The sequence below is a fragment of the Streptomyces niger genome, assembly GCF_000718305.1.
In the GTDB taxonomy this organism is placed as follows: Bacteria; Actinomycetota; Actinomycetes; order Streptomycetales; family Streptomycetaceae; genus Streptomyces; species Streptomyces niger.
Genome location: NZ_JOFQ01000001.1, coordinates 618,729 through 644,671 on the forward strand (window position 1 = coordinate 618,729; position 25,943 = coordinate 644,671).

A 25,943-nucleotide genomic window follows, 5' to 3' on the forward strand; every position below is an offset into this window, starting at 1 on the left:
GCGCTGTCATGACCGGTCTCCCTCCTCTTCGATTTCGACGGCCTGGTCCAGGAAGCGGGCGAGCAGCACGACGACGGCACAGGCCACTTCCATGCCGATGGCGGCGTTGAGCAGGGGGACGGTGCCGCCGGAGGCCAGGGAGTCGAGGGTGCCGAGGGGCAGGGCGTTGGTGAGGTAGGCGGTGCCGGCGAGGAGTCCGGCGGCGCCGGTGATCAGGTAGGCGGCTTCGCCGACCGCGTCGCCCACCTCGAAGAGGCCGAGGGGGCGGATCCGTTCCAGTGCGCGGTAGTCCACGGCGATGTAGAGCAGGTGGAGGGCGGTGGCGGCGACGACACCGCCCTGGAAGCCGCCGCCGGGGGTGAGTTGGCCGTGGGCGACGATGTAGAGCCCGGTGACGAGGGTGACGGGGAGCAGTACGAGCGCGTAGCGCCGTACGGGTGCGGCGACGCGTGCCGGCGCGGGGGTGACCTGGTGTTCGTCGCGGGCCTGGCGGAGCAGGACGACGGTGCCGAGGACGGCGCCGAAGAGGATGGATTCCTCGCCGAGGGTGTCGAAGGCGCGTTGGTCGAAGTTGACGGCGGCGATGGCGTTGGCGGTGTGCCGGGCGAGCGCTTCGTGGACGGCGCGGTCGCCGTAGGGGTGGAAGTCGCTGCCGAAGGTGGGGAGTCGGAAGGCGGCGGCGACGAGGAGTGCGGCGACGCCGGCGAGGCCGAGGAGGAGTACCCACAGGCGCTGTCGTCGGTTCATGGCCGCTCCTCCGCTTGCTGTTCGGCGCGTACCCGGTCCAGGGAGCGGCGGCGGGCCTTGCGTACGGAGAGGAGGACGAGCAGCGGGGTGAGTGCCGAGCCGACGGCGAGTTGGGAGAGGGCGACGTCGGGGGCTTGGAGGACGGTGAAGAGGAGGGTGAGGGTGAGGCCGAGGAGGGAGAGTGCGAGTGCTTGGCGGGCGGGTTCGCGGACGGCGACGGCGGCGGTGGCGGCCGCGGCGACGAGCAGCAGGGCGAGGGCGATGAGCAGGTCAGCCACGGTCGTCGGCCTCCTCGGGGCGGGCGCCGGCCAGGGCCTTGCTGGAGACGATGTTGCCGCCGACGAGGAGGGCGCCGATGACCAGGAGTTTGATCAGGGAGCGGCCGGGGCTCTCGGCGAGGCACAGGGGCAGCAGGACGGCCGCGGTGGCGAGCACGGCGAAGACCGTGGCGCGGGGGCCCTGCTGGGGGTCGTCGCCCATTTCGGGGCCGAGCAGCCGGGCGTAGACGAGGGTGCCGACGGGGCCGAGGAGGGCGACGACGAGCGCGATGTCGGTGTAGGGCGGCCGGTCGTAGCCGCGGGCGAGCAGCAGCAGGACGAGGCAGACGAGGAGGGTGCCGGTGTTCTGGGCGGCGACGCGGCGGCGCAGCGGGCCGGTGGCGGCGTACCACAGGACGGGGGCGACGCCGAGTGCCATGAGTGCGGCGGCGGCCGCGAGCCAGCCGTTCACCGGTCGGTCACCGCCCGTCGCGCGGCTCCGGCCGCGACCGCGCCCACGAGGGAGACGGCGGCCCCGACCAGGAGCTCCAGCGTGTCGACGGTGGAGATCAGGACGGTCCACAGGGCGAGGAGGGCGGCCCACCACACCGCCACCTCGACCGTGTCCCGCATCCGGCGCCGCGCCATGCTGCCATCAAAACACCGCATGTCCGCCCCTTCACCGTCGACGCGCTGGCCGGGTACCCCGTGTCACAGGGAGTCGCGCGGGAGGGTTTCGTTCCAGGTGCGGGAGAAGACCCGGCGGTCGCCTTCGTAGCCGTCGAGGGTGGCGTCGATGCAGAAGGTGTCCTCGTCGGACCAGAGGGCCTGGGAGGTGACGATGCGGACGTCCCAGTCGCCGCGCCGGAAGCGCATGGTCCAGGTGGTCTCGCCGCGTACGGAGGTGAAGTCGTCGGCGACGGAGGTGTACTTCTCGTAGGCGCGGCGGCCGACGTCGATGTCTGCTTCCTCGTAGTGGACGAGGCCGGCGTCCTTCACGATCTCCAGTGCGTTGTGGTAGTTGACCAGGTCGCGTTTGACGTCCCAGCGCTGTTCGGCGGGGAGCAGCTGGGTGGTGGCCAGCGGTGCGGTGCCTTCGGGTTCGCCGAAGGCGGGCTCGGGCACGTCGTCGGGTGCGTCGTTGGGGCGTACCGGCAGGGCGAGGGCGCTGGTGCCTTCGTAGACGCTGAGCCGGACGGGGCGGGGCGGCGGCCAGGCCAGCGGCCAGTAGGAAGTGGAGAGGGAGAGCCGCAGGCGGTGGCCGGCAGGGAAGGCCTGTGCGGTGCAGTTGAGCTGCACGGTGGCACGGTAGCGGCGGCCGGGTTCGAGGGTCTGGGGCACGCCGGTGCCGTCCCGCCGGGTGAGGTTGAGCAGGCCGTAGGTGACGCGGGTGGCGCTGCCGTCGGGGGCGACGTCGGAGAGCCGGGCGGCGACCATGGCGACCGGCTCGGAGACGGAGACCTCCAGCTCGACCGTGGCGGTGCCGAGGAGTTCCAGGGGCTCGGTGAGTGGCGGGCTGTCGAAGACCAGCGAGCCGCCGTCCTCCTCGCGCTGGTCGTAGGGCAGGTCCGGGGGCGCGTTGTAGGAGGCCCACTTGCCGGCGAACTGGCCTACGGACAGCGGGGATTCGACGGTCAGTGCGTCGCCGCGCGCGGCGTCGTCGCGGGTTTCGTCCCGGGTGCCGTCCTCGGCCCAGGTGTCGTCGCGCGGGCAGATGCGGTGCCGGGTGAGGGGGTGCACGGCCCGCTCGATGCGCGGGGAGGGCCAGGTGGGTTCGCCGACCCAGCGGCCGGGGCGCTCCTCGTAGGAGGTGGAGGGCGGCATGCTGTCCTGCATCCAGGTGCGGAGCATGGGGCCGTCCATGGCGCCGTTGTCGATGCCCTTGAGCCAGTGGTCCCACCAGCGCACGACTTCCTGGAGGTAGCCGATGGCGGGGCCGGGCTCGCCGAGGTGGGGGAACTTGTGCGACCAGGGGCCGATGAGTCCCCTGCGGGGTACGTCGAGGTTGCTGAGGAGGCGGCAGACGGCGTTGGAGTAGCCGTCGGCCCAGCCGCTGGAGGCCAGTACGGGCACCTTGACGGCGTCGTAGTCCTCGCAGACCGAGGCGTGCCGCCAGTAGTCGTCGCGGCGCTGGTGGCGCAGCCATTCCAGGGCCCAGGGGCGGGTGGACTCCAGGCGTTCGTGCCACATGTCGCGCCAGCGGTCGCCGACGACGGCGGGGTCGGGCGGGCAGGTGGCGTAGGCGAACATGGTGCCGGCCTCGGCGAGGTTGTCCGAGAGCAGGGTGCCGCCCATGTAGTGCATGTCGTCGCTGTACCGGTCGTCGGTGAAGGACGCAATGACGATGGCGCGGAGGCTCTCGGGCTGCCGGGCGGCGACCTGGAGCGCCGCGAAGGCGCCCCAGGAGATGCCCATCATGCCGGTGGTGCCGTCGCACCAGGGCTGGTCGGCGACCCAGGCGAGCACTTCTTCGGCGTCGGCCTGTTCCTGTTCCAGGTACTCGTCCAGCAGGACGCCCTCGCTGTCGCCGGTGCCGCGCAGGTCGACGCGGACGCACGCGTAGCCGTGGCCGGCGAGGTAGGGGTGGTGGATCGAGTCGCGGACGGAGGTCAGGTCGCGTTTGCGGTACGGGATGTACTCGACGACGGCCGGCACCGGTTCCCCGTCGGAGGTGACGGGGCGCCAGATGTGGGCGGAGAGCCGGGTGCCGTCGGGCATGGGGATCGCGACGTGGTGTTTTTGCTTGGTCGCGTGGGGCAGGTCGCTCACGTACTGCATGCGGCTGCCGTGCTCCTTTCCGATGTGCCGGGGTGCGCTCGCCGCGCCGACGGGCCGTGTGTTCAGGCGGCGGTGTCCGCCGGCGGCGGGGTGCCCTCGAAGTGCTCGTTGAGGGCCGCCACGCAGCGGTCGTACTTCTCGGTCATCTCCTCCACGCTGTCGGCGCCGGTGATGATGTGGGCCAGCTCGCAGCTGTAGCTGTCCTGCTGCGGGCTCTCGGAGAGGTTCCTGCCCTCTTCCGGAACCATCTCGATCTGGACGCCGGGGATCTCCTGTTCGATGTGCTCGATCTCCGCGGGGGTGGGCACGTTCTTCACCACCGCGTCCGTGAACCAGCGGTAGTACCACTTGGCGGCCATGCGGTACTCGCCGGCGCCGGGCGTCCACCGCGGATCCTTGCCGAGGGCCAGGGCCACCATGACGTGGTGGTTCGGCTCGCCGTGCACGTAGTGGAACATCTCGGCGTGCGACTGGGAGTGCCGGGGGTTGATCTCCAGCAGGTTGATCCGGTCGGTGTGCGGATCGTAGAAGTACTCGATGCTGAAGGTCGCGGCTTCCATGCCGATCTGCCGCATCACCCGCTCACTGGCGACCCGGAGCCGCTGGACGACCTCCGGCGGCAGGGTGGAGGGGTACTGGTGGCGGAGGAAGCTGGAGCTGTCCGGGTAATTGATGGAGTCCAGCGTGCCGTAAACGGTGACCTCACCGTTGAGGACGTAGCCCTCCACGGCCACCTGAATTCCGTGGATCGCCTCTTCGGCGAGGCAGACCTGGCCGCCGACGCCGGACATTTCCGGGGGCAGCTCCAGCTGCTCCATGATGTATTCGAAGGGGCGCCCCACCCGGCTGATGCCCTGCCGGATCTTCTCGACCGCCTCCTGAAATTCCGCCTCGTTCTTGACGCCGTAGGCGAGCTCCGAGGAATAGGAGAGGGCGGGCTTGAGCCACATCGGGAACCGTACGCCCTCGGGCGGTTCCGGGTGCTCGGCGGTGAGGTCCACCCGGCCGAAGCGCGGGTGCTCGTCGATGACCTTCTGCTGTTCCAGCCGGCTCCAGTACTTGTGCTCGCACTTGACGATGGATTCCAGGCTGGTGTGCCGGGTGCCGTACCGCTCGCCCAGGATCGGGACGAGGGTGCTGGCGGGAAAGTCCCAGTAGGTCACGATGGCGTCGATGCTGCCGTCGAAGGCGTCCAGGATGCCGTGCGCCTTTTCCAGCAGCTCCGGCACGGACACCTCCCCCTCCTGCAGTTCCGAGGGGGTCAGCAGACCGTGAAAAGCGTATTCCGCGGCATCGGGAACGGCCTGCAGCTCCCGCAGGTTTCCCTCGTCCATACCGACGACAAAGATGTTCTTCCTACTCAAGGGACCTCCTTCTTTTCGGCTGCGGGGCCCCGGCTACCCGTCCTTCTACCGTGCACACACGGTCCGCGTCAGCACAGACACGCGTGAAGACCGGCGCGCCACGCGCCTGCCCCGGGATCGGTCCGCCGAGTACCCAGCACGCCGGAGTCATGCAGCGGCCCGGGAAACTCCTGTGCCGGCACACGGTCGCCGGGGCGTGCCGGATGGGAAGGGCGAAGCGGGGCAGGATGGTCCCCGCAGGGACTGCACGTCCGATGGATGGAGAGCTGACACCGTGGAATACCGCCGCCTGGGCCGCAGTGGCCTGACCATCAGCGAGATCGCGTACGGCAACTGGCTCACGCACGGCTCGCAGGTGGAACAGGACGCCGCCACCGCCTGTATCCGTGCCGCACTGGACGCGGGCATCACCACCTTCGACACCGCCGACGTCTACGCCGAGACGCGAGCCGAATCGGTGCTGGGCACCGCGCTGCGGGGCGAGCGGCGCGAGGGGCTGGAGATCTTCACCAAGGTCTACTTCCCGACCGGCACCGGCCGGAACGACCGGGGGCTGGGCCGCAAGCACATCATGGAGTCCATCGACGGATCGCTGCGCCGCCTGCGTACCGACTACGTCGACCTCTACCAGGCACATCGGTACGACCACTCCACACCGCTGGAGGAGACCATGGAGGCCTTCGCCGACGTGGTCCGCTCCGGCAAGGCGCACTACATCGGTGTGTCGGAGTGGACCGCCGACCAGCTGCGCGCCGGGCATGCCCTGGCCCGCGAACTGAAGATCCCCTTCATCTCCAACCAGCCGCAGTACTCGGCGCTGTGGCGGGTGATCGAGTCGGAGGTGGTGCCGGCGAGCGAGGAGCTGGGCATCGGCCAGATCGTGTGGTCGCCGATCGCGCAGGGCGTACTGACCGGCAAGTACCTGCCCGGCGCCCCGTTGCCGGCCGGGTCGCGGGCCACGGACGAGAAGGGCGGTGCCACCTTCGTCCAGCGCTTCCTGCGGGACGAGGTGCTGGAGCGCGTGCAGCAGCTGCGGCCGCTCGCGGAGGACGCCGGGCTCTCGCTCGCCCAGCTGGCCGTGGCGTGGGTGCTGCAGAACCGCAACGTCTCCGCCGCGATCATCGGTGCCTCGCGGCCCGAGCAGGTCGAGGAGAACGTCGAGGCGGCCGGGGTGCGGCTGGAGGCGGACCTGCTCAAGGCCATGGAGGAGATCCTGGCCCCGGTGGCGACCCGGGACCCGGCACTGACCGCGGGCAACCCTGCCAACGACTGAGCACGGCCGCCACGACGGGGCGACGGGGTGACGGGCGCGCACCGCGAGTGCGCGCCCGTCACCGTGGGTCATACGGTGTCGCCGGTCATGCGGTGTTGCCGGTCATGCGGTGTGCCGGTCATTCGGTGTTGGCGTGGGCCGCGCGGGCGCGGTCGTTGTCCACCTCCAGGAGGTTCGCGAGGCGGAGTGCCACGACGTCCAGGGTGACGTGGGTGGCCTGGTCGAAGAGGCTGGACAGCGGCTGCACGCTGGCGGCCTCGCCGGCGCGGCGGTACTTCGTCGCGGCGGGCAGCAGCAGGACGGTGGCGGCGAGGTCGCCGAGCGGCGCGTCCGGTGCGGTGGTCACGGCATGCACCTCGGCGCCCGCCTTGACGGCCTGTTCGGCCACCCGCACCGTGCCGGCGGTGGTGCCGGAGCCGGAGACGGCGACGACGGTGTCGCCGTCGGCGACGGCCGGGGTGGTGGTCTCGCCGATGACGTGGACGGGCAGGCCGAGGTGCATCAGCCGCATGGCGAAGGCCTTGGCCATGAAGCCGGAGCGGCCCTCGCCGGCCACGAAGACGCGGCGGGCGCGCAGGAGTGCGGTCGCGAGCGCATCGAGCGAGGCGGTGTCGACGGCGCCGAGCACCCCGCTCATCTCGTCCTGCACGGTGTGCAACAGCGTTGCGGTGGTGGGGAGTTCCGGCCGGTCGGTCATGGTGGTCCCTTGCGTGGTGGTGGGTTCGGCGGGGTGGGGTCAGCGGCCGGCGGCCGCGGCCAGGGCGCGGGCCGCCGCTTCCGGTTCGTCGGCGGCCGTCACGGCGGAGCCGACGATGACGCGTACGGGGTCGGGGCCGGCGAAGGCCGGCAGGTCGGCGGCGGTGAGACCGCCGGCAACGGCGATCGGGCGGCCGTGCCGCCAGTCCCCGAGGAGGTCGGTGGGGTTGCCGCCGGCGCGCTGGGCGTCCTTGCCGACGTGCGCGGCGAGCACGGTGTGGGCGGGCAGCCGGGCGGCGAGCGCCGTCCGCCGCTCCTCGGTGGTCTGCATCAGGTCGACCACGGTCTCGGTGCCGCGGTCGGCGGCGACGCGTACGGCGGCGTCCAGGGTGGCGTCGGCGGCGGTGCCGAGGACGGTCGCGGAGGCGGCGCCCGCGTCGTACGCGAGAGTGAACTCGAACACCGCGTCGTCCGCGGTCTTCAGGTCGGCCAGTACGGGGACCGGCCCGGCCGCCGCGGCGACCTCCGTCACGGCCCGCATCCCGAAGTGTTTGATCAGGGAGGTGCCGACCTCGATCCAGTCGGTGTGCGGCGCGACGGCCTCGGCGATCCGGACCGCCCGCTCCAGGGGCATCCGGTCCAGGGCGATCTGCAGGTGTCCGGCCATGGGGCCAACTCCTCGTGGTGCTCGGGTACTTCGGGTGGGTCAGGCGGCGGCGCGGGCGCGGAGGAAGGCCTCCAGCCGGTCCCGGGTGGGCAGGCCGTCGCGGTCGCCGTGGCTGGTGGTGGCGAGCGCGCCCACGGCGGCGGCCCTCGCCAGGGACTCCTGCGGGCCGAGGCCGTCCAGGTGGGCGCTGATCAGTCCGGCCGCGAAGCCGTCGCCGGCGCCCACGGTGTCCACGGCCCGGACCGGGAAGACCGGCTGCGTCCAGGTGCCGCCCGAGGCGTCGTACAGGGTGGCACCGCGGGCGCCGTCCTTCAGGACGACACGGCGTACGCCGCGCTCCAGGTACCGGTGCGCCACGTCGGCCGGCTCCCGGGCGCCGGTGAGCAGCCGGCCCTCGCTCAGGCCGGGCAGTACCCAGTCCGCCCGCGCGGCGAGGTCGTTGACGGTCCGCACCATCTCGGCGCGGTCCGGCCAGAGCGCCGGCCGGAGGTTCGGATCGAAGGACACGGTGCTGCCGGCGTCGCGCGCAGCATCCATGGCGCGGTGGGTGAAGGCGCGGGCCGTGGCGGACAGGGCGGCGGGGATGCCGGTCACGTGCAGGTGGCGGGCGCCGCGTACGTAGGCGTCGGCGGCTTCGGAGGGGGCGAGGCGACTGCCGGCGGAGTGCTTGCGGAAGTACACCACCTCCGGGTCGCCCTCGGCGACGCGGCTCTTGAGCTGGAAGCCGGTGCGGGCCTCGGGGTCGACGGTCACCTGGCCGGTGTCCACGCCTTCGGCGCGCAGCGCGGCCAGGGCGTGGGTGCCGAGCGGGTCGTCGCCGACCCGGCCGACCCAGCCCGCGGTGTGGCCGAGGCGGACCAGTCCGGTGGCGACGTTGATCTCGGCGCCGGCCAGGGAGCGGGTGTAGTGGGTGACGTCGGCCAGGGGCCCGGCGTCGGCCGCGACGAGCATGCCCATCACCTCGCCGAACGTCACCACGTCGAGCCGGGGCCGGGCTGCGGGAACGGCGGTGGGCTTCAACGGGGGCCTCCGGCGCGTGCGGGGGTGGTCGCGGTGGCGACGGGGGTGGTCAGGGTGCCGATGCCGGTGACGGTGGCGTCGGCGCGGCCGCCGGGGCGGAGCGGGCCATACTCCCCCGGCGCCCTGGTCAGGACGACGTCGCCGGGGCCGAGCGGGAGGACGCCACCGAGGTGGCAGAGAATCTCGGCCACTCCGCGGGCGAGTCCGCCGGTGGATGCAGGGCGCAGTGGTACGCCGTCGAGGGCGGTCCGTGCGATACGCATGCTGCTGTCAGGCGTCCTTCGGGGTGGGGACGGGGCGCGGCTCCGGGGTGTCGTCGGGGGCCGCTGCGCCCCGGGGTGCCCGTACCGCGAACATCAGCAGGGCGGCGAGGACCAGGCAGCCGGCCATGGTGAGGAACGAGGCGGCGGTGGAGCCGGTCACGTCGTTGAGGGTGCCGATCAGGTAGCTGCCGGCGAAGCCGCCGAGCGCGCCGAAGGAGTTGACGAGGCCGACGGCGGCGGCGCTGAGCTTCTGCGGCAGGAGTTCGGGGATGGTGGCGAAGTACGGGCCGTACGGCGCGTACATGCCGGCGGCGGCGAGGCAGAGCAGCGGGTAGGAGAGCCAGAAGGCGTCGCCGAGGAGGTAGGAGCCGTAGAAGCCGGCGGCGCCGAGCAGCAGCCACGGCCAGATGTACCGGCCGCGCGCTCCGGCCCGGTCCGAGGCGCGGCTGTTCCAGAGCATCGCGGCGCAGGCGAAGAGGTAGGGCAGCGCGGAGATCAGGCCGGTGAGGCCGATGCCCTCGCTGCTGCCGGCCTTGACGATGGAGGGCAGCCAGAAGACGAAGCCGTAGACGCCGAGGCTCCACAGGAAGTACTGGAGGGAGAGCAGGACGACGTTGCGGGAGCGGAGCGCGGCGAGGTAGCTGCCGCCGGCGGCGGGCAGTCGGCGCTGTTCGGCGGCGAGCGCGCCTTCGAGGGCGGTGCGCTCCTCGGGGGTGAGCCACTTGGCGTCGCGCGGGTGGTCGTCGATGTACTTGTGGAAGACGAACGCCCAGATCAGTGCGGGGATGCCCTGGGCGATGAACATGCCGTGCCAGCCGACCCATTCGACGAGGTAGCCGGAGACGACGGTGAGCCAGAGGACGGTGGCGGGGTTGCCGAGGATGAGCCAGGTGTTGGCGCGGCCGCGCTCGCGTGAGGTGAACCAGTGGGTGATGTGGATGACCATCGCGGGCAGCACGGCGGCCTCGGAGACGCCGAGCAGGAAGCGCACCACCATCAGCACGCGCACGTCGGGGATGAGTCCCTGGGCGGTGGCGAGCACGCCCCACAGCAGCAGGCACCACACGATGAGCCGTTTGACGCTCCGTCGCTCGGCGTAGAGGGCGCCGGGGATCTGGAAGGCGAAGTAGCCGAGGAAGAACAGCGAGCCGAGCAGCGCCGAGACCGAGCCGGTGATGTGCAGGTCGTCGGCCATGCCACCGGCGGCGGCCACGGAGAAGTTCGAGCGTTCCAGGTACGCGAAGCTGTAGGTCACGAAGACCACGGGCATCAGCCGGGTCCAGCGCCGGCGGCTGAGGGCTGCGGCGGACGCGGACGCGGGGGCCGCGGCCGGGGGCGGGGGCGGGGTCGACATCCAGGAGGCCTTTCTCCCGAGACGGCAAGGGCACAAGAGATACAGACTTTTGCCACGATGCGGCAAGCGCTGCCGCAAGTTGAAAAGAGAATGACGGGCACGTTTCTGCCTGTCAACGGATTGTTTCCGCATGGAAGAAAGGCTTGCCGCGATGCGAGAAACAATGTGGGACACTGACGGCATGTCCGCCAGCGAGCCCTCCGCCACGCCGCCTTCCGACATGGTCGGCAAGGCCCTGCACGTCCTCACCCTGCTCGGCGATCGCCCGGCCGGCGTCACCCTCTCCGAGTTGGCCCGCACCTCCGGCTTCCCGACCAGCACCTGCTACCGGCTGCTGAAGTCCCTCACCCGGGACGGCTTCGTGGAGTTCGAGGCCCGCTCGAAGCACTACACGCTCGGCCTGCGGGTGTACCAGCTCGGCCAGCGGGTCTCGCACGCGCACGGCTTCGCGGGCGTCGCACTCCCCGTGATGCGCAAGCTCGCCGAGACCTGCCGGGAGGCGGTCCTGATGTCGGTGCTGGACGGCGACAAGCAGCTCTACATCCACCACGTGGAGGGCCCGCAGCAGGTGAGCGTGCGCGGCGAGCCCGGCAAGCACGGCCCGGTCCACTGCACGTCCATGGGCAAGGTGCTGATCGCGTTCGCGCCGCCCGAGGTCCGCGACGCACTCGTCGAGACCGTCGAACTGTCCGCGCTCGGCCCCCACGCGATCACCGACCGGGCGGCGTTCCGTACCGAGATCGAGGCCGTACGCGCCCAGGGGCACGCGGTCGCCGACGAGGAGCACGAGCCCGGCATCCGGGCGCTGGGCGTCCCCATCACCGGCCCGGACGGCGTCGCGCACGCCGCGCTCTCGGTCGCGGCCCCCGCCTTCCGCATGCCGCTCGACGAACTGCTGGCACTGCGCCCCGCCCTGACGAGCGCCGCACAGGAACTCGCCGTACTGCTCCCGCCCCGACCCTTCTGAGCCGCCTCGGTCCGGCGGTTACTAAAGCGCATTAGTAGCCGCCGGGGTCTGGCTTTCCGCATTCCTCCCTCGCCAGAATTGCCGGCGGCCCGGCCCGCGTTCGTCCGGAAAAAGGGAGCGACCCGATGCACATGACCAGACGTGGCGTACTCCTCGCGTCCATGGCACTGTCCATGACCGCGGCGACCCCGGCCTGGGCGGCACCGTCCGCCGCGCCGGGCCGACGGCTCGCCGTCTATTACCAGACGCAGTACACGAACGGTACGTACGTCTCCCCGCTCGGCCTCACCGAGCACGGCACGGGCACAACGCACGTACTGGTGGCGGCAGTTCACCTCAACGACGTGAACGGACCGTACCCGCCGGTGCACCTGAACGACGACCCGCCGCAGGCCGCGAAGTTCGCGCCGATGTGGCGTGACCTGAAGTCGATGCAGGGGCAGGGGATACGCGTACTCGCCATGCTCGGCGGCGCGGCGCCCGGCACGTTCCAGCGCCTGGACACCGAATTCGCCACCTATTACCCGCTACTCCGGGATTTCCTGCGCGCTTACGGTCTGAACGGTGTGGACCTCGATGTCGAGGAGCGGATGTCGCTCGCCGGGATCGAGCGGGTCGTCGACGCGCTGCGGGCGGACTTCGGGCCGGACTTCCTCATCACGCTCGCGCCGGTGGCGAGCGCGCTGAGCGGCGGTGGAAACCTCTCCGGCTTCGACTACGAGCGGCTGTACCGGGACCGCGGCGGCGACATCGCGTGGTTCAACGCCCAGTTCTACAACGGCTGGGGCAGCATGACCGCCACCCGCGACTACGACGCGATCGTCGGCCGCGGCCTGATCCCGGCCGCCAAGGTGGTGGCCGGCGCACTGACCGCCCCGGGCAACGGCAACGGCTACGTCGACCTGCCGTCCCTCACCCGGACGGTGCGCGCCCTGCGCGCGAAGTACGGCGACTTCGGCGGGGTGGCCGGCTGGGAGTACTTCAACTCCGAGCCGGGCGGCCCGACCGCACCGTGGCAGTGGGCGTCGGAGGTGTCGGGCGCACTGTTCCGCTGAGCCGCCGGTGATCCGTCCGGGGCCACTGCGGCGTACGGGTCGTCGAGATCGGCGCGTACATGGCCGCACCGTTCGCGACCATGCAACTCGCCGACCTCGGCGTCGAAGTGATCAAGGTGGAGAGTCCCGGCACCGGCGATCCCACGCGTGCCAACGGGCCGAGCCCGGGGAAGATCGTGGACTCTCCCGCGCTCACCGACCACCTCCGCGACCCGGCCCTGCCGTCCGCGCCCGCGCTGCGTACCCGGCTGGACTTCGAAGTGGTGGACGGTATGCGCGGCGCGGCCGACCGCTGCCTGAACATCGGCCTGTGCCGCAAGGCGGACTCCGGTGCGATGTGTCCCTCGTACATGGCGACGAAGAACGAGGCGGACTCACCCGGGGGCGGGCCGGCGCCCTGGTGAAGGCGCTCTCCGAGCCCGACCCGAAGCGGGCGTCGGGCGACGAACGGCTGCACGAGGTACTGGACCTGGCCGAGACGGTCGTCGTCGCGAGCGGCGTCTCCTGCCGCCAGCAGATCTTCCACGGCACGGAGCGCACGGCCTGGCACCCGGTACAACTGCTCCGGGAGGCGCTGGACGTGGACGTCTCCTGACCGGAGTGGATTCGCGCGTGTCGTACCGTCTCCGCAGAAAGTGACAAGACCAGGAGGCGGGGACGTGCAGCTGACGCGCGAGGTCGTTCGGGGGTGGGCCGAGGCGATCCTTCCGCAACTCGGCCCGCCGGCCGGCCATACGCTGACCGTGACCGGCCCGGGCTTCGCCGACGAGGCCGGCGAGACCGCCGACGGCCGGAGCGGCCCGCTTCTTGCGGGTGGGCCCGTCACCGGAGTCCTCGTGGCGATCACGTTCGCCGACGGGTCCGCGGTGGGCGTGCACGTCGAGCAGCCGATGCCGCCGGCCGATGCCATCGCCCTGGTGGCCGACCGACTCCAGGACGCGGTACTGGAGGAGACCGGGGGCGCGCCGAATCCGCCGTGCCCCGGGCACCGGCATCCCGCTGTGGCCGAAGTGGTGGCGGGAGTCGCCTGCTGGACCTGTCCGCGCGGCGACAACGCGGCGTGGCCCATTCTCCCGGCCTCGTGACCGGTCCCGCCGACGACATGTTTGCGTCACCGGCTTGACCGGTGACGCGGAGGGTGCGAAAGTCATGGCGCAGGGCAAGAGCGGTGACCGACGCGCGGAGGCTTCGCATGATCGACAGGCGTACGTTCAGCAAGGTCTTAGGGGTGGGGACGGGCGCCGCGGCCGCCGCTTCACTCGCCGGTCCACCCGCGCTGTCGACCGCCTCGGCCACCACGGCGCAGGAAGCCGGGCCGGCGACCGCACCCGCGGCAAGCGCCGGCGGGCACCCCTCCTTCGCCTCGCTGAAGCAGGTCGACGCAGGGCTGTTGAACGTCGGTTACGCCGAAGCGGGGCCCGCTCACGGGCCGGTGGTCATCTGCCTGCACGGCTGGCCGTACGACATCCACAGCTTCGTCGACGTCGCCCCGCTGCTGGCGGCGAAGGGGTACCGCGTCCTCGTCCCCTACCTCCGCGGGCACGGCACGACGCGGTTCCGCTCCGCGCGGACGTTCCGCAACGCCCAGCAGTCGGCCATCGCCCTCGACATCATCGCGCTGATGGACGCCCTCGCCATCGAGAAGGCCGTGCTCGCCGGCTTCGACTGGGGGTCACGGACCGCCGACATCATCGCGGCGCTGTGGCCCGAGCGGTGCAAGGCCCTGGTGTCGGTGAGCGGTTATCTCGTCACCGACCGCGAAGCGAACCTCCGACCGCTGGCGCCGGCGGCGGAGTACGCGTGGTGGTACCAGTACTACTTCGCCACGGAGCGGGGGCGGCTCGCCGTGGAGGACCGGACCAAACGCACCGAACTGGCCCGGCTCGTGTGGAACACCGTATCGCCCACCTGGGACTTCGACGACGCGACGTTCGCGCGCACGGCCGCCGCCTTCGACAACCCCGATTACGCCGCCATCGTGCTGCACAACTACCGCTGGCGGCTGAGCCTCGCGGACGGTGAGCGCCGTTACGACCGGTGGGAGAAGCAGCTCGCCACCCGCCCGGTCATCGAGGTGCCCACCGTCACCCTCGATGCCGAACGGGACCCCTTCACCGCGCCGGGCGACGGCTCCTCGTACCGGGACCGGTTCGCGGGGCCGTACGACCACCGCACCTTGAAAGGCATCGGCCACAACCTCCCGCAGGAGGCCCCCGCGGCCTTCGCCCGGGCCGTCGTCGATGCCGATCACCTCTGAATCACGGAACGAACGGATGAACCACGGAATGAACGGAGACCGCTGATGGAGCACCGCGACACCACGGCGCACCACAACACTGCGGACCGCGACGCCTCGGCAGCGCGCCGCACGCGGTTCGGTGCGCTGCCCGAGCGCGTGCGGTTCGAGGACATGGTCGAGGAGCGGCCGGCCGCGCCGCGGGACCCCGCACGCGACAACTACGACCCCGAGGGGTCGTGGCGGTCCTTCTCCTGCCTGGCGGCGGATCTGGCACCGTGAACCTGCAACACGTCTTCGTCTGCGGCAATCCGGCCCTCGACTTCGCCGCCACGCTGCGGGCGCGCCGTACCGCACGGTTCGAGATGTTCCCGTCACCGGACCGGCTGGCCGCGTGGTACGTGGAATCCGGCATCGTCGACGCCGTCTCCCCCTGCCGGGAGGCCGACGTGACCGCGGCGACGACCGTACGGGAGGCGCTCTACCGGCTCATCACGGCCCGGCGCCTGGAAGAGGACTACGACGACGAGGCGCTGGCCGTGGTGAACGACGCGGCCCGCGTGCCCCCGGCGGTGCCGCAGCTCACCCGCTCCGGCCGGTGGACGGCGGCGACGCCGCAGGAGGCGCTGTCCACGGTGGCGCGGCACGCGGTGGAGCTGCTCAGCGGTCCGGACGTCCCCCTGCTCAAGGAGTGCGGCAATCCGGAGTGCACGCGTACCTACCTCGACCGGTCGCGCGGCATGCGGCGGCAGTGGTGCGGCATGGAGTCCTGCGGCAACAAGATCAAGGCCGCCGCCTACCGCGCCCGGAAGAGGAACAGCCCGGCCCCGGCCACCGGTTGACGGGGCCCAGGGCCTGCGACTGCTCCGCCGGACGGTGCGGGTCATGGGGTCGGCAGCCAGGTGTCGAGGGCCGCGGCCAGTTCCTCGCGCCCGGTGAAGAGGTGTCCGTTCATGCCGGTGGCCTGCGCCGCGCGGACGTTCTCGGCGCGGTCGTCGACGAAGAGGAAGTCGGCGGGGTCGGCGTGCAGGGCGGCGACGCAGTGGCGGAACGCCGCCGGGTCCGGCTTGGCCGCCTTGATCTTGCCGGAGAAGGCGACGTGGTCGAGGTGGCGGAGCCAGGGCTGGGCGGTGCGGAAAGCATCTGCATGGTCGGCGGGGATGTTGGACAGCAGGGCGACCGCGGCGCGCTCCCGCAGGGACTGCGCGTAGGTGACCATGCGGTCGTCGACGCGTGACCAGCTGTCGATGTCGGCCAGCCGCAGTACCTCGATCGTGTCGGGGCCGGCGGTGAGTGACAGCGAGTCCAGTACGGCGGTCCAGTACTGGAATGCGGTCCACTCACCGGCGTCGTAGGGCCGGCGGAGGGTCCAGTAGGCGGTGGTGAAGGCGTCCGTGGGCGCGCCGCTCAGGGCGGCCATCTCGTCCATGGAGCACGGGCGTTGGTGGCATGCGAGGACGCCGAAGAGGTCGAACAGCACGATGGGCCGGCGGCTGGACATGGCGTGGTCCCTCCAGGTCCGGTGGTGGGTGTCAGGGGCGGCGGGGCAGGGCGCGGGCGAGGGCATCGAGGGATGCCGGGGCGGCGGGGCCGGCGGGGGCGAGGACGACGCCGGTCGCGCCGGCCGCGTGGCGGGCGTCGATCGCCGCGCGGGCCTGATCGGGGGTGCCGGCGATGCTCAGCTCACGGACCCAGGCGGCGGGCATGGTCCGGGCGAACTCCCGGCCGTCGGGGCAGGCGGCGCGGTGTGCGCGCAGTTCGGCGGCGAAGGGCAGGGGGTCGATGTGCGCGGCCCGGTCCGGCTCGCCGATCGCCTCCAGCCCGGCGCGGACGCGGGTGAGGGCGGCTTCCTCGTCGTCGTCGACGGCGGCGGCATCGTAGGTGATGATCTCCGGGTGCTTCCCGGCGGCCGTGGGGCCCAGCCGGTGCAGGGAGGCGGTGACGTAGGCGGGGGCCGCGGGCTCGGCCAGGAGGAGCCCGTCGGCGACCTCGCCCGCGGCTGCCTGTGACCGGGGGCCGCGGACGCCCAGGACGACCGGCGGGACGGCCTCGGTGGCGGGGGTCTCGGTGAGGACGACGCCTTCGCAGCGTACGTAGCGGCCGTCCGCGGGCCCGGGCTCGCCGCGCAGGAGCCGGCGCAGCGCGGTGGCGTACTCCTTGATCAGCGTCAGGGGACCGGCGGGCCAGGCTCCGGCCTGACGCATCCAGCCGGGCATGCCGTGGCCGACGCCGGCGATGAGGCGCCCGGGATGGAGCTGGGCGAGGGTGGCCAACTCCATTGCGGCGAAGCACACGTTGCGGGCACCGGCGGGCAGGATGCCGACGCCGACGGTGATCTTCGTGGTGGCGGCCAGGACGGTGGCCGCCTGTGCGATGCCGCCGCGCCAACCGAGGTCCTCCACCACCCAGAGCTGCTCGAAGCCCAGTTCTTCGGCGCGCCGTGCGTACGGCAGCACGTCACGGACGGGGAGATCGCGGGGCAGCAGTACCCCGACACGGCCGCGGGCGGGCAGGGCGTGGGGCTCGGGCATCAAGGACTCCTCCGGTCGGCTGCGGGTTTTCCGCCCCGGCCCCGGTGGGCCGGGCAGGGCTCGTGCGGCACGGGTCAGGTCCGTGCCGCACGAGCGGTCAGTGGCCGATGCGCGCCATCTCGCTCTCGCGAATGTTGTCGGATCCGGTGCGCAGGACCCGGGCGCCCACAGCGGTGGTCGCACAGAGCAGGGTCAGCAGGACCAAGGCGTGGTCGAGCGCGACGAGATGGGTCAGCCAGCCGATGACGGCGGGGCCGGCGAGCATGCCGACGTAGCCGAGTCCGGCGACACGGGAGACGTTGGCGCCGGCGGCCGCGGGGTCGGCGTGCCCGGCCGCGCTGAACAGCTGCGGGACACAGCCCGACAGGCCCAGCCCGAACAGTGCCCAGCCGGTGAACGCGGCCCACGTCCACGGGCCGAGCGCAACGAGGGTGATGCCGACGGCGGCCGTGGCCGCGCCGTGGCGCAGGATCGCCAGGGAACCGAACCGGGCGACGAACCGGTCCGCGAGCAGCCGGCCGACGGTCATGGCCGCCGCGAAGGTGCCGTACGCGAAGGCGGCCGTGCCGGCGGGCGCCCCCAGGACGTCCTTCATGTGCAGGGCGCTCCAGTCGTTGGCTGCGCCCTCGCACAGCATGACCATCAGCGCCAGGACGGCCAGCAGCCGGACCCGGCCCGCGGTGCGGTGGGGCTCGACGACGGGTGGCGCCTCGCTGCTCTCCCCGGAGCCGGGGCTCTCGGCGGCGGGAGCGGCGGGAGCGGCGGGCAGCAGAGCACGGGCCGAGGCCAGGGCGATCACGATGCCCACGGCTCCCATCGCGGCCATGCCCGCGGCCGGGTCCAGGCCGGCGCTCGCGGCGCCCGCCCCGACGAGCGAGGCGAGGACACCGCCGACGGAGAACGTGGCGTGGAAGCCGGACATGACGGGCCGGCCGTAGGCCTTCTCCACGTGCACGGCGTGGGCGTTCATGCTCACGTCCAGGCAGCCGTTGCAGAACCCGAAGACCAGCAACGCGCCGGCCAGCGTCCACGGGTCCCGGGCGAGGCCGGGCAGGACCAGGGCCGCGCCGCACAGGATGCCGCCGGCGGGGACCACGATGCGGGTGCCGAGGCGGTCGGTCAGGCGGCCGGCCACCTGCATGCCGATGAAGGCTCCGAGCCCGAGCAGCACCAGCAGGCCGCCGAGCGTGGCGTGGCTGATGCCCACGCGGTCCTCGATCGCGGGGATGTGCACCACCCAGGCGCCCATCAGGGTGCCGCACAGGATGAAGTAGACATACGTCGCCACGCGGGCGGCTCGGAGCGAACGTTCCATGCGCTCACCCTAATGAACACATTCGACGTTCGGAAGGGCGCCTAACGAACAGATTACTTGTTTGATCATCCGGCGCGACCTCGATCCCTGGCCGCCGGGTGTGCGTCCGGATCACTCCGTGTCCGTCTGGACCGCGCGCAGTACCGGTACGCGGGCGGCCTGGCGGGCGGGCCAGGTGGCGGCCAGGACGCCGACCGCGGCGGCGAGCGCGAAGAACAGCGCGAGCCGTCCCCACGGGAGCACGAACGGGGCACCCTCCTGTCCGGCCACGGCGGCGAGGCCGATCGCGGTGCCCGACAGCACGCCGAGTGCGGCGCCGAGCAGGGAGATCAGGAGCGATTCGAGGCGTAGGACGGCGGCTACTCGGCCGCGTTCGAAGCCGATGGCGCGCAGGGTACCGATCTCCCGGACGCGTTCGAAGACGGCCATCGCCATGGTGTTGACGACGCCGAGGCTGCCTATCAGCACGGCCAGGCTCAGCAGGGCGTACACGATGTCGAGGAGCGGGGCGAACGGGCGCACCGCCTCGCGGCCGGCCTCGGCACGGTCCTGAATGAGCAGGGCCGGATTGTCCAGGGTCTCGCGGATGTCGTCGCGGAGGGCGGCCGTGCGTCCGGGGGCCGCCTTGACGAGTACGGCTTCGGTACGCGGGCCCTGTACGGAGGGGTCGGCGGGGAGGCGCAGGGCGTTGCGGGACAGGAGGGCGGGGGCGAGGGCGTCGGGGCCGTCGTAGAGCGCGACGACCGGCAGTCCGATCCGCTGGCCGGTGCCTTCGACGGTGCCGGTGATCCGGGAGCCCAGGCGCCAGCCGTGCGCCCGCGCCTCCTCGCGGGTGACCGCGATGCCGCGGTCGAGCCTGCTCAACGACCCGGCGCGGACGTTGAGTTGAGCGGCCTTCGCGACCGTGTCGGGGTCCACGGCGGTCGCGTCGAGGTAGTCCCCGGCGGGCAGTGCCAGGTACGCGGAGACGGTGGGCGTGACCGCGGCGGCGTCCTTCAGCCGGGCGATCCGCGCCGCGGTGCCCGCGTCGAGCTCGGCGTGGTCGACGGGGGTCACCCGCAGGTCGGCGACCATGGCGTCCGCGGCCCTCGCGGCGGAGACCTCGCGGAGCGAGGCCGCCGCGACGGTGACGGCGCTGATCAGCGCGAGGCTGATCATCAGCATGGCCGCGGTGGCGGCCGTGCGGCGGGGGTTGCGGCGGGCGTTCTCGACGGCGAGCGTGCCGATGACGCCGGTGAGCCGGGTCAGCGGGCGGCGGATCAGGCCGGTGACCCCGAGGGCGACCGCGGGGGTGAGGATGATCAGGCCGAGCAGCAGGACGGCCCCGGCGACCGTGACGGCGCCCAGGTCCGCGGCGCCGGACGCCGCGGCGACCAGGAACGCACCCAGTACGGTGACGACCGCGCCGGCCAGGTGGCGGCGGCGCAGCGAGGCCGGGGTGGGCGGCTCGCCGCTGCGCAGCGCCGCGACGGGCGGCACGGCGGCGGCGCGGCGGGCCGGTACGTAGGCGGCGAGCAGGGTGACCACGATGCCGACCCCGAAGGCGGCGGCCAGCGGCGCGGGCGCGAGGATCTGGAGCGGTGCGCCGGGACCGTCGGTGGCGCCGAAGAAGCGGCCCAGTACGGTCGCGACGCCGATGCCGAGCAGGTGGCCGAGGGCCGCGGCGAGGGTGCCGATCAGCAGCGCCTCGGTGAGGACCAGGCGGAGCACGTACCGGCGGGACGCGCCGACCGCGCGCAGCAGCGCGTGTTCGCGGGCGCGGGCCGCGCTGAGCATGGTGAAGGTGTTGGCGACGACAAAGGTGGCGACCAGCAGCGCGATGGCGCCGAAGCTCAGCAGGATGCCGGTCAGCTTGTCCTCGTCGCCGCCCGACGCCGCCTCGCGCTCGGCGTTCAGGGCCTGCCGGGTGACGGCGCGCAGCCCGTCGGGCAGTACGGCGTCGGCCGCGCGGGCGAGCCGTTGCGCGGAGACGCCGCGGTGTGCGGTGAGGGTGAGCGCGGTGTAGGCGTCCGGGGCGGGCGCGAACCACCGTTGTGCGGTGGCGGTGTCGAAGAGGGTGAGCGTGCCACCGGAGACCAGCCGCGGGTCGTGCGCGGTGACGGTGCCGACCAGCCGCTCGGTGCGGGCCCGGCCGCGTACGACGATGCGTACGTCGTCGCCGATGCGGTGGCCGGCCCGGCGGGCGGTGTACTCGTCGAGGGCGATCTCGCCCGCGGCGCGGGGGCCGCGCCCCGCGGTGAGCGGGTAGCGCGGATCGCCGCCGCCACGTACGGGGACGAAGTTGGCGCCGCCCGCCTCCTGGCGGGGCCCGATCAGCTCGCCGTCGGGGCCGACGACGAAGGCGATGCCCTCCGCCGTTCCGCGTGCGGCGGCCGCGTCCGGGAGCGAGCGCAGCCGCTTCAGCAGCCGGGTGTCGAGGGCCGGTGCCGTGGCCTTGCCGGTGTCGTCGGCGGCGGGGTCCGGCCGGACCGTCACGGACGCGTCGGGCTGTGCGGCGGTCCGCGCCTGCGTCAGCGCCGTACGTACGGACTGGGTGTAGAGAAGCGAGCCGGAGGTGAACGCCACGCCCAGCAGGACCGCCAGGGCCGGCAGCAGGAAGCGGCGCCGATGGGCGCGCAAGGAGCGCAGTGCGGTGCGGAGCATCGGGGGCCTTCGGACGAGTGCGGGCGGGCGGGGAGGCAGGGCCGGAAGCGGCCCGCGGTTCGATGATCCGGCGCGGCGGGCGGCCGGCGGATCAGCCGTATTGCCGAGCCGGCGGGGCGTACGTGCCGTCCGTGTCGGCCGAAAGGCCGAGGCGTCCGGTGCTCCGCCGCCGTACCGTCGGCGACATGATCCGCACGTTCCGCCACCGCTCCGTACTCCAACAGGCCCTGCTCCTGTTGGCCGCCGCCGTCGTTCTCGCCCTGTTGGTCGTCGAGGGAGCGAACACCGGCTTCGTGCCCACCGCGGCGGCCACCGTGGCGACCGGCGCGCTGTGCGTGGCGGCCCTCGTCGTGCGGCCGGCCCGCTTCCCGCTCGTGGCGGCCGGCGCGGTGACCGCGTCGGCCGTCCTCACCGTGGTCACCACACAGCTGACGCACCGTCCGGAGAACACGCCCGGCATGACCGAGCTGTGCGCACTGTTGCTGGTCACCGCCCGTGCCGTCCGGCTGCTGCCACTGCTGCGCACCATGGTGCTCGTCCCCGCTGCCGCGTGCGCCGCCGGTGTCCTGCTGCTGCGGATGCCGGGCACCGAGTGGCACACGGCGGCCACCTTCGTCGCCCCGTTCGTCCTGCTCGGCGCGGTGCTGGCGGTCGTCCTGGGCCTGTACCTGCGCGTGCTCGACACCCTGCGGGAGCGCGAGCGGCTCGCCGACCGGCAGGACCAGCGCCTGGAATACGCCCGGGAGCTGCACGACTTCGTGGCCCACCACATCACCGCGATCGTCGCCCAGACCAAGGCCGTACGGTTCGCCACCGCCTCCGGGCACGCGCCGGCCCCCGCCGAACTGGACACCATGCTCGGCCGCATCGAGGAGGCGGGCTCCGAGGCCATGGAGTCGATGCGGGGCATCGTCTCCGTCCTGCGCACCGCGGCGGATCCGGCCGCCACCCGGCCCGGCTCCACCCTCGACCGGATCCGCCCGCTGATCGCGGACTTCGCCCGGACCGGCCCGCCGGCGGAGCTGACGCTCGATCCGCGGCTGACGGACCGTCCGCTGCCGCCCGAGCTCACCACGGCGGTGCACGGGCTGGTGCGGGAGAGCCTGACCAACATCCGCAAGCACGGCGTCGACGTCGGCCGCGTCACCGTCGACGTACGGCTGCGCCCCGATGACGCGGGCCGGCTGGAGGCCACCGTGGCCGACGACGGCCGGGTGGCCAGGGCGGGGCTGCGCGCGCGGGGCGACGGCGGTTACGGCCTGCTCGGCCTGGCGGAGCGGATCGAGGGGGCCGGCGGGCGCTTCACCGCCGGGCCGGGGGCGGCCGGCGGCTGGCGGGTGGCCGCCGACCTGCCGCTGCGTACGGAGCGGCGCTAGCCGGCCCCGCGGCCGCGAGGCGGGCGGGAGCGCCGCCGGCCGCGGCTGCCATCATGGACGTATGACGATCCGGGTGCTCATTGCCGACGACCAGGAGATGATCCGGTCCGCCTACCGCATGATCCTGGATTCCCAGCCGGACATGCAGGTCGTGGCGGAGGCCGCCGACGGGGCCACCGCGGTCGAGCTGGCCCGCTCGCTCCGCCCGGACGTCTGCCTCCTCGACATCCGCATGCCGGAGCTCGACGGCCTGGAAGCCACCCGGCACCTGGCGGGCCCGGACGTCCGCGATCCCCTGCACGTCCTCATCGCCACCACCTTCGACCTCGACGCGTACGTGTACCGGGCGCTGCGCAACGGCGCCTGCGGCTTCCTGCTCAAGGACGGCTCCCCCGCCCTGCTCACCGAGGCGGTGCGGGCGGCGGCCAAGGGCACCTCGCTGATCTCCCCGGCGATCACGGTGCGGCTGCTCCGGCACATGGCGCCGCCGGAGCGGCCCCCGGCCAGGAACCACCCCGCCGCCGGCCCCGCGTCCCGGACCGCCGCGCCGTCCGAGCCGCTGACGGAGCGGGAGTTGGACGTCGTACGGCTGGTCGCCCGCGGCCGTACCAACGACGAGATCGCCACCGAGCTGTACGTGACCCTCTCCACCGTGAAGACGCACCTCGGCAACGTCCAGCGCAAGCTCGCCGCCCGCAACCGCGTCGAGATCGCCGCCTGGTGCTGGGAGAACGGCCTCTGCGACGACCGGGGCGCGGACGTACCGTGACGCCGTCCGCGGCGTGCGCCGGCGGCGCGGCACGGTGGCGGCCGCGGACGCGGGAGGGCCCGGCCTCCTGGGAGTTCGGGCCCTCCCGCGTCTTGCCGGACGAGCTGGGTGCTCAGTAGATGTCGGCTCAGTAAATGTTGGCGTCGACGGCCGGGCCGTCGCCGCGGGTGCTGTTGATCTGCGCCCGGAGCGCGATCTCGTCGTAGACCCGGACCTCCTTCACGATCCGGCCGCCCTGGATCAGGAAGTGGGAGGCGCCGAGCACGGTGACCGGCTTGTCCGTCAGCGGGCCGAAGGTGGGGTTGCCGCGGTAGGTGCCCTGCATGGTCCAGAGCACGGCGATCCGCAGGCCCGCGTAGCGCTCGGCGTAGTTGGTCTGGATGTCCCGTACTTCGAAGCGCGCGTCGGGGAACGGCCCGACGGTGGCCAGCAGATCACGCTGGTAGCGCTCGGGGCGGATGACGGTCTGGTCGCCGATGGTGTGCAGGAAGAGGTCCCGCGCCATGAAGTCGTTGACCTTCTGCAGCCGGCGCTGGGTCCAGACCTCGTCGATGAATTCGAGGACCATCTCGCACTCGGGCCGGTAGTCGTCCGGGCGCGGCCCGCTGACGCCCTCGGCGAGGACGTCCTTCGGCGGCGCGTCGAGCATCGAGCCGGACCAGCCCTGGAAGCGCAGCGCGCGGGCCGCCTCGTCCGGGTCCAGGCCGCGCTGCAGGCAGTCGGCGAGTTCGTCGCGGACGACCCACTCCTCGACCATCCGGCCCCTGCGGTAGAGGCAGTTGGGGATGGTGCGCTTGCGGACCCGGACGTGCTGACCGTTCACGAGGTACTCGTCGGCGGAGAAGACCAGGTGCGAGCTGAGGAAGGCATCGTCCCCGCGGGCCTCCCACACCACGTCCTCGGCCTGGCCGATGTGCTGGGGCGCGCTGCCCATCCGCATCGTGCTGCCCTCGATCACCCCGTCGCGGCCGACGACGGTGCCGAGGCTGGCGTGGACGATCGAGTCCGGCTCGTAGTTGTCCACGATGTAGGAGATGTCGCGGTCGACCCAGATGCGGTCGGTGACCTCGCGGATGAAATCGTCGGGGTCCTCGTAGGGGAGGTAGGCGACGGGGTCGAGTGCCATGGTGTTTTCCTTTCGGGTGCTACCGCATCGATGAATGCGTATGCAGAGAGGGTTGGCCGGAGGTGGCGGACGGCGGCGCTCAGCCCGCCTCCATGGGCATCACGCCCTGAACTTGTCCGCGCCCAGATGGCTCCGGTACGTCTCCGTCATGAAGGCGCTCACCACGACGAGGGCCAGGAGTGCCGCCGCGGCGAGGTAGACCCACACGGCGTAGATCGTGCCGAAGGAGGAGACCAGGAGCGTCGCCACGAAGGGCGTGATGCCCATGAAGATGGAGAACGAGGCGTTGTACGCCATCGCACCGGCACTGAACCGGGTGCGGGTGGCGAAGAGTTCCGCGAGGCAGACCGTCACGATGCCGGTCAGGAAGAACTCCGGGACGATGTAGATGAGTTGACTCGCGACCGCGGCGCCGAAAGTGGCCTGTTCGCCGACGTGGAAGGCGAGCGGGACCAGCACGATACAGGCGACGGCACCCGTGATCAGCATCGGTTTGCGGCCGATCCGGTCCGAGAGCTTGCCGGCCAGCGGCAGCAGCGGCATCAGGACCGCGACCGAGATCGCGTTGGACGCCAGGGCCATCCACCGGGGCAGGCCCAGCGTCCCCGTCAGGTACTCGGGATAGAAGGTGACCCAGCTGTAGGAGAGGATCGCCAGCATGATCGATACGCCGCAGTAGACGAGGATCGGCCGCAGCTGGGACCGGAGCGCCTCACGGATCGGCGCCTTGACGACCTGGGTGCCGTCCTCGGTGGCGCGGACGAACTCCGGCGTCTCCTCGATGCGCTTCCGCAGCCAGACGCCGACCGCGCTGAGCGGCAGGGCGAGCAGGAACGGGATCCGCCAGCCGTAGGAGTCGAGCGCCTCCCCCTGGAACACCGCGCTGGTCAGCGCCGCGGTACCGGCACCCGCGAGGATGCCGAGGAAGCAGCTGTTCGAGGCGTACGACGCGTAGTAGGCGCGCCGGCGCGGCTCGGCCCACTCCACGACGAAGGCCACCGCTCCCACGTACTCCCCGCCGGAGACCATGCCCTGGATGATGCGGATCACCAGCAGGAGCAGCGGTGCGACGAGCCCGATCCGGTGGTACGTCGGCAGCGCACCGATCAGGGCGGTGGACACGCCCATGACCACGATGGTCCACAGCAGCGTCTTCTTGCGGCCCAGCCGGTCGCCCCAGCGGCCGACGAGGGTGCCGCCGAGGGGGCGGAACAGGCACGCGATCGCGATGATGCCGTAGGTGCTGAGCACCGCGGCGGTGGGGTTACTCGCGGGGAAGAAGGCCGGGGCGAGTATCGGGGCCAGGTAGCCGTAGAGCCCGTAGTCGAACTGTTCCACGAAATTGCCGATACTGCCCGCGCCGATGGCCCGGCGTATCGCCTTGCGCTTCTCGGGGTCGGCGGCCTCCGTGGGGGCAGCGGCTGTGGGTGGCGCTACAGCGGACATGGCTTCTCCGTTCGCGCGGTGCGGGAGTCAGAGGGGTTTCACGGGGAATTCACGAGGGGT

Annotated in this window: 28 protein-coding genes; 11 read left to right on the forward strand and 17 right to left on the reverse strand. The window is 72.5% G+C overall.

The features are described 5' to 3' along the window. Positions 1 to 6: 6 nt before the first annotated feature. The 6 genes from IF20_RS02810 to IF20_RS02835 form a co-directional block, all read right to left on the reverse strand. The gene (locus tag IF20_RS02810; RefSeq protein WP_052863254.1) at positions 7 to 747 is read right to left on the reverse strand and encodes an MnhB domain-containing protein; all 741 of its coding nucleotides are present in this window, start codon (positions 745 to 747) and stop codon (positions 7 to 9) included. Beyond that, entirely contained in the window at positions 744 to 1,025 is a 282-nt protein-coding gene (locus IF20_RS02815) for a Na(+)/H(+) antiporter subunit B (protein ID WP_052863255.1), read from the reverse strand. The genes IF20_RS02810 and IF20_RS02815 overlap by 4 nt, the downstream gene beginning before the upstream one ends. Next, on the reverse strand, positions 1,018 to 1,476 hold the full coding sequence (locus tag IF20_RS02820) for an MrpF/PhaF family protein (protein ID WP_052863256.1): 459 nt from the start codon (positions 1,474 to 1,476) through the stop codon (positions 1,018 to 1,020). Before IF20_RS02820 ends, IF20_RS02815 begins: the two co-directional genes overlap by 8 nt. Next, positions 1,473 to 1,673 (reverse strand): hypothetical protein, encoded by a 201-nt coding sequence (locus tag IF20_RS02825; protein ID WP_234426461.1) that lies wholly within the window; start codon positions 1,671 to 1,673, stop codon positions 1,473 to 1,475. The genes IF20_RS02820 and IF20_RS02825 overlap by 4 nt, the downstream gene beginning before the upstream one ends. Before the next feature lie 42 nt (positions 1,674 to 1,715). After that, positions 1,716 to 3,782: a CocE/NonD family hydrolase gene (locus tag IF20_RS02830; protein WP_052863258.1), complete on the reverse strand. Its 2,067-nt coding sequence runs from the start codon at positions 3,780 to 3,782 to the stop codon at positions 1,716 to 1,718. A gap of 62 nt (positions 3,783 to 3,844) precedes the next feature. Then, positions 3,845 to 5,116, reverse strand: coding sequence for an ATP-grasp domain-containing protein (locus tag IF20_RS02835; RefSeq protein WP_052863259.1), 1,272 nt, complete (start codon positions 5,114 to 5,116; stop codon positions 3,845 to 3,847). 304 nt (positions 5,117 to 5,420) lie between these two features. Between IF20_RS02835 and IF20_RS02840 the strand changes: the two genes are divergently transcribed. Continuing rightward, complete coding sequence (locus IF20_RS02840) at positions 5,421 to 6,419, forward strand: aldo/keto reductase family protein (RefSeq protein WP_052863260.1); 999 nt, start codon at positions 5,421 to 5,423, stop codon at positions 6,417 to 6,419. Positions 6,420 to 6,537: 118 nt separating this feature from the next. On the opposite strand, the gene hxlB is transcribed toward IF20_RS02840, so the two are convergent. Genes hxlB through IF20_RS02865 form a run of 5 tightly spaced genes read right to left on the reverse strand, consistent with a single transcriptional unit; the run spans position 6,538 to position 10,419 of the window. After that, positions 6,538 to 7,116, reverse strand: a complete 579-nt coding sequence (gene hxlB, locus IF20_RS02845; protein ID WP_052863261.1) for a 6-phospho-3-hexuloisomerase — start codon at positions 7,114 to 7,116, stop codon at positions 6,538 to 6,540. Positions 7,117 to 7,155: 39 nt separating this feature from the next. After that, on the reverse strand, positions 7,156 to 7,782 hold the full coding sequence (locus IF20_RS02850; RefSeq protein WP_052863262.1) for an orotidine 5'-phosphate decarboxylase / HUMPS family protein: 627 nt from the start codon (positions 7,780 to 7,782) through the stop codon (positions 7,156 to 7,158). 39 nt (positions 7,783 to 7,821) lie between these two features. Further along, on the reverse strand, positions 7,822 to 8,802 hold the full coding sequence (locus IF20_RS02855; RefSeq protein WP_234426462.1) for a sugar kinase: 981 nt from the start codon (positions 8,800 to 8,802) through the stop codon (positions 7,822 to 7,824). Next, positions 8,799 to 9,065 (reverse strand): fumarylacetoacetate hydrolase family protein, encoded by a 267-nt coding sequence (locus tag IF20_RS02860; RefSeq protein WP_052863263.1) that lies wholly within the window; start codon positions 9,063 to 9,065, stop codon positions 8,799 to 8,801. Before IF20_RS02860 ends, IF20_RS02855 begins: the two co-directional genes overlap by 4 nt. A gap of 7 nt (positions 9,066 to 9,072) precedes the next feature. Beyond that, the gene (locus tag IF20_RS02865) at positions 9,073 to 10,419 is read right to left on the reverse strand and encodes an MFS transporter (RefSeq protein ID WP_052863264.1); all 1,347 of its coding nucleotides are present in this window, start codon (positions 10,417 to 10,419) and stop codon (positions 9,073 to 9,075) included. Between the two features lie 181 nt (positions 10,420 to 10,600). Here IF20_RS02865 and IF20_RS02870 point away from each other — a divergent pair, with 181 nt between their 5' ends. From IF20_RS02870 to IF20_RS02905, 8 genes are all read left to right on the forward strand, one after another. Then, entirely contained in the window at positions 10,601 to 11,386 is a 786-nt protein-coding gene (locus tag IF20_RS02870; protein ID WP_052863508.1) for an IclR family transcriptional regulator, read from the forward strand. Positions 11,387 to 11,517: 131 nt separating this feature from the next. Then, a complete protein-coding gene (locus tag IF20_RS02875; RefSeq protein WP_110943790.1) occupies positions 11,518 to 12,441 on the forward strand; it encodes a glycoside hydrolase family 18 protein in 924 nt (307 codons plus the stop codon). Between the two features lie 59 nt (positions 12,442 to 12,500). Then, positions 12,501 to 12,845 carry a CoA transferase gene (locus IF20_RS40665; protein ID WP_052863266.1) on the forward strand — a complete coding sequence of 115 codons (345 nt, stop codon included), beginning with the start codon at positions 12,501 to 12,503 and terminating at the stop codon, positions 12,843 to 12,845. Further along, the gene (locus IF20_RS38925; RefSeq protein WP_052863267.1) at positions 12,842 to 13,036 is read left to right on the forward strand and encodes a hypothetical protein; all 195 of its coding nucleotides are present in this window, start codon (positions 12,842 to 12,844) and stop codon (positions 13,034 to 13,036) included. Before IF20_RS40665 ends, IF20_RS38925 begins: the two co-directional genes overlap by 4 nt. Before the next feature lie 64 nt (positions 13,037 to 13,100). Next, on the forward strand, positions 13,101 to 13,526 hold the full coding sequence (locus IF20_RS02890) for a hypothetical protein (protein ID WP_052863268.1): 426 nt from the start codon (positions 13,101 to 13,103) through the stop codon (positions 13,524 to 13,526). Positions 13,527 to 13,633: 107 nt separating this feature from the next. Further along, on the forward strand, positions 13,634 to 14,698 hold the full coding sequence (locus tag IF20_RS02895; RefSeq protein WP_052863269.1) for an alpha/beta fold hydrolase: 1,065 nt from the start codon (positions 13,634 to 13,636) through the stop codon (positions 14,696 to 14,698). A gap of 45 nt (positions 14,699 to 14,743) precedes the next feature. Beyond that, positions 14,744 to 14,959 carry a hypothetical protein gene (locus IF20_RS02900; RefSeq protein ID WP_052863270.1) on the forward strand — a complete coding sequence of 72 codons (216 nt, stop codon included), beginning with the start codon at positions 14,744 to 14,746 and terminating at the stop codon, positions 14,957 to 14,959. Next, positions 14,956 to 15,519 (forward strand): CGNR zinc finger domain-containing protein, encoded by a 564-nt coding sequence (locus IF20_RS02905; RefSeq protein ID WP_052863271.1) that lies wholly within the window; start codon positions 14,956 to 14,958, stop codon positions 15,517 to 15,519. The genes IF20_RS02900 and IF20_RS02905 overlap by 4 nt, the downstream gene beginning before the upstream one ends. Before the next feature lie 41 nt (positions 15,520 to 15,560). Here the strand turns inward: IF20_RS02905 and IF20_RS02910 are convergent, their stop codons facing one another. The 4 genes from IF20_RS02910 to IF20_RS02925 all read right to left on the reverse strand — a co-directional run bounded on the left by IF20_RS02910 (position 15,561) and on the right by IF20_RS02925 (position 21,166). After that, complete coding sequence (locus IF20_RS02910; RefSeq protein ID WP_052863272.1) at positions 15,561 to 16,178, reverse strand: HAD family hydrolase; 618 nt, start codon at positions 16,176 to 16,178, stop codon at positions 15,561 to 15,563. A gap of 31 nt (positions 16,179 to 16,209) precedes the next feature. Then, a complete protein-coding gene (locus IF20_RS02915) occupies positions 16,210 to 17,208 on the reverse strand; it encodes an LLM class flavin-dependent oxidoreductase (RefSeq protein WP_052863273.1) in 999 nt (332 codons plus the stop codon). Between the two features lie 97 nt (positions 17,209 to 17,305). After that, the gene (locus IF20_RS02920; RefSeq protein ID WP_052863274.1) at positions 17,306 to 18,523 is read right to left on the reverse strand and encodes an MFS transporter; all 1,218 of its coding nucleotides are present in this window, start codon (positions 18,521 to 18,523) and stop codon (positions 17,306 to 17,308) included. Positions 18,524 to 18,634: 111 nt separating this feature from the next. Further along, entirely contained in the window at positions 18,635 to 21,166 is a 2,532-nt protein-coding gene (locus IF20_RS02925) for an ABC transporter permease (protein WP_052863275.1), read from the reverse strand. A 185-nt stretch (positions 21,167 to 21,351) separates the two neighbouring features. Between IF20_RS02925 and IF20_RS02930 the strand changes: the two genes are divergently transcribed. Continuing rightward, positions 21,352 to 22,542: a sensor histidine kinase gene (locus tag IF20_RS02930; protein WP_052863509.1), complete on the forward strand. Its 1,191-nt coding sequence runs from the start codon at positions 21,352 to 21,354 to the stop codon at positions 22,540 to 22,542. A gap of 61 nt (positions 22,543 to 22,603) precedes the next feature. Next, positions 22,604 to 23,311, forward strand: a complete 708-nt coding sequence (locus IF20_RS02935) for a response regulator (protein ID WP_052863276.1) — start codon at positions 22,604 to 22,606, stop codon at positions 23,309 to 23,311. 127 nt (positions 23,312 to 23,438) lie between these two features. Here the strand turns inward: IF20_RS02935 and IF20_RS02940 are convergent, their stop codons facing one another. Beyond that, positions 23,439 to 24,437, reverse strand: a complete 999-nt coding sequence (locus tag IF20_RS02940; protein ID WP_052863277.1) for a nuclear transport factor 2 family protein — start codon at positions 24,435 to 24,437, stop codon at positions 23,439 to 23,441. A gap of 99 nt (positions 24,438 to 24,536) precedes the next feature. Then, positions 24,537 to 25,883: an MFS transporter gene (locus IF20_RS02945; protein ID WP_052863278.1), complete on the reverse strand. Its 1,347-nt coding sequence runs from the start codon at positions 25,881 to 25,883 to the stop codon at positions 24,537 to 24,539. Between the last annotated feature and the right edge of the window lie 60 nt (positions 25,884 to 25,943).

What these genes read in the sequence shown, in the direction of transcription:
- IF20_RS02810 (WP_052863254.1), bottom strand. Translation starts at nt 747, where the DNA reads ATGAACCGACGACAGCGCCTGTGGGTACTCCTCCTCGGCCTCGCCGGC.
- IF20_RS02825 (WP_234426461.1), bottom strand. Translation starts at nt 1,673, where the DNA reads ATGCGGTGTTTTGATGGCAGCATGGCGCGGCGCCGGATGCGGGACACG.
- IF20_RS02830 (WP_052863258.1), bottom strand. Translation starts at nt 3,782, where the DNA reads ATGCAGTACGTGAGCGACCTGCCCCACGCGACCAAGCAAAAACACCAC.
- IF20_RS02835 (WP_052863259.1), bottom strand. Translation starts at nt 5,116, where the DNA reads ATGGACGAGGGAAACCTGCGGGAGCTGCAGGCCGTTCCCGATGCCGCG.
- hxlB (WP_052863261.1), bottom strand. Translation starts at nt 7,116, where the DNA reads ATGACCGACCGGCCGGAACTCCCCACCACCGCAACGCTGTTGCACACC.
- IF20_RS02850 (WP_052863262.1), bottom strand. Translation starts at nt 7,782, where the DNA reads ATGGCCGGACACCTGCAGATCGCCCTGGACCGGATGCCCCTGGAGCGG.
- IF20_RS02860 (WP_052863263.1), bottom strand. Translation starts at nt 9,065, where the DNA reads ATGCGTATCGCACGGACCGCCCTCGACGGCGTACCACTGCGCCCTGCA.
- IF20_RS02865 (WP_052863264.1), bottom strand. Translation starts at nt 10,419, where the DNA reads ATGTCGACCCCGCCCCCGCCCCCGGCCGCGGCCCCCGCGTCCGCGTCC.
- IF20_RS02870 (WP_052863508.1), top strand. Translation starts at nt 10,601, where the DNA reads ATGTCCGCCAGCGAGCCCTCCGCCACGCCGCCTTCCGACATGGTCGGC.
- IF20_RS02875 (WP_110943790.1), top strand. Translation starts at nt 11,518, where the DNA reads ATGACCAGACGTGGCGTACTCCTCGCGTCCATGGCACTGTCCATGACC.
- IF20_RS40665 (WP_052863266.1), top strand. Translation starts at nt 12,501, where the DNA reads ATGGCCGCACCGTTCGCGACCATGCAACTCGCCGACCTCGGCGTCGAA.
- IF20_RS02895 (WP_052863269.1), top strand. Translation starts at nt 13,634, where the DNA reads ATGATCGACAGGCGTACGTTCAGCAAGGTCTTAGGGGTGGGGACGGGC.
- IF20_RS02900 (WP_052863270.1), top strand. Translation starts at nt 14,744, where the DNA reads ATGGAGCACCGCGACACCACGGCGCACCACAACACTGCGGACCGCGAC.
- IF20_RS02910 (WP_052863272.1), bottom strand. Translation starts at nt 16,178, where the DNA reads ATGTCCAGCCGCCGGCCCATCGTGCTGTTCGACCTCTTCGGCGTCCTC.
- IF20_RS02915 (WP_052863273.1), bottom strand. Translation starts at nt 17,208, where the DNA reads ATGCCCGAGCCCCACGCCCTGCCCGCCCGCGGCCGTGTCGGGGTACTG.
- IF20_RS02920 (WP_052863274.1), bottom strand. Translation starts at nt 18,523, where the DNA reads ATGGAACGTTCGCTCCGAGCCGCCCGCGTGGCGACGTATGTCTACTTC.
- IF20_RS02925 (WP_052863275.1), bottom strand. Translation starts at nt 21,166, where the DNA reads ATGCTCCGCACCGCACTGCGCTCCTTGCGCGCCCATCGGCGCCGCTTC.
- IF20_RS02930 (WP_052863509.1), top strand. Translation starts at nt 21,352, where the DNA reads ATGATCCGCACGTTCCGCCACCGCTCCGTACTCCAACAGGCCCTGCTC.
- IF20_RS02935 (WP_052863276.1), top strand. Translation starts at nt 22,604, where the DNA reads ATGACGATCCGGGTGCTCATTGCCGACGACCAGGAGATGATCCGGTCC.
- IF20_RS02940 (WP_052863277.1), bottom strand. Translation starts at nt 24,437, where the DNA reads ATGGCACTCGACCCCGTCGCCTACCTCCCCTACGAGGACCCCGACGAT.
- IF20_RS02945 (WP_052863278.1), bottom strand. Translation starts at nt 25,883, where the DNA reads ATGTCCGCTGTAGCGCCACCCACAGCCGCTGCCCCCACGGAGGCCGCC.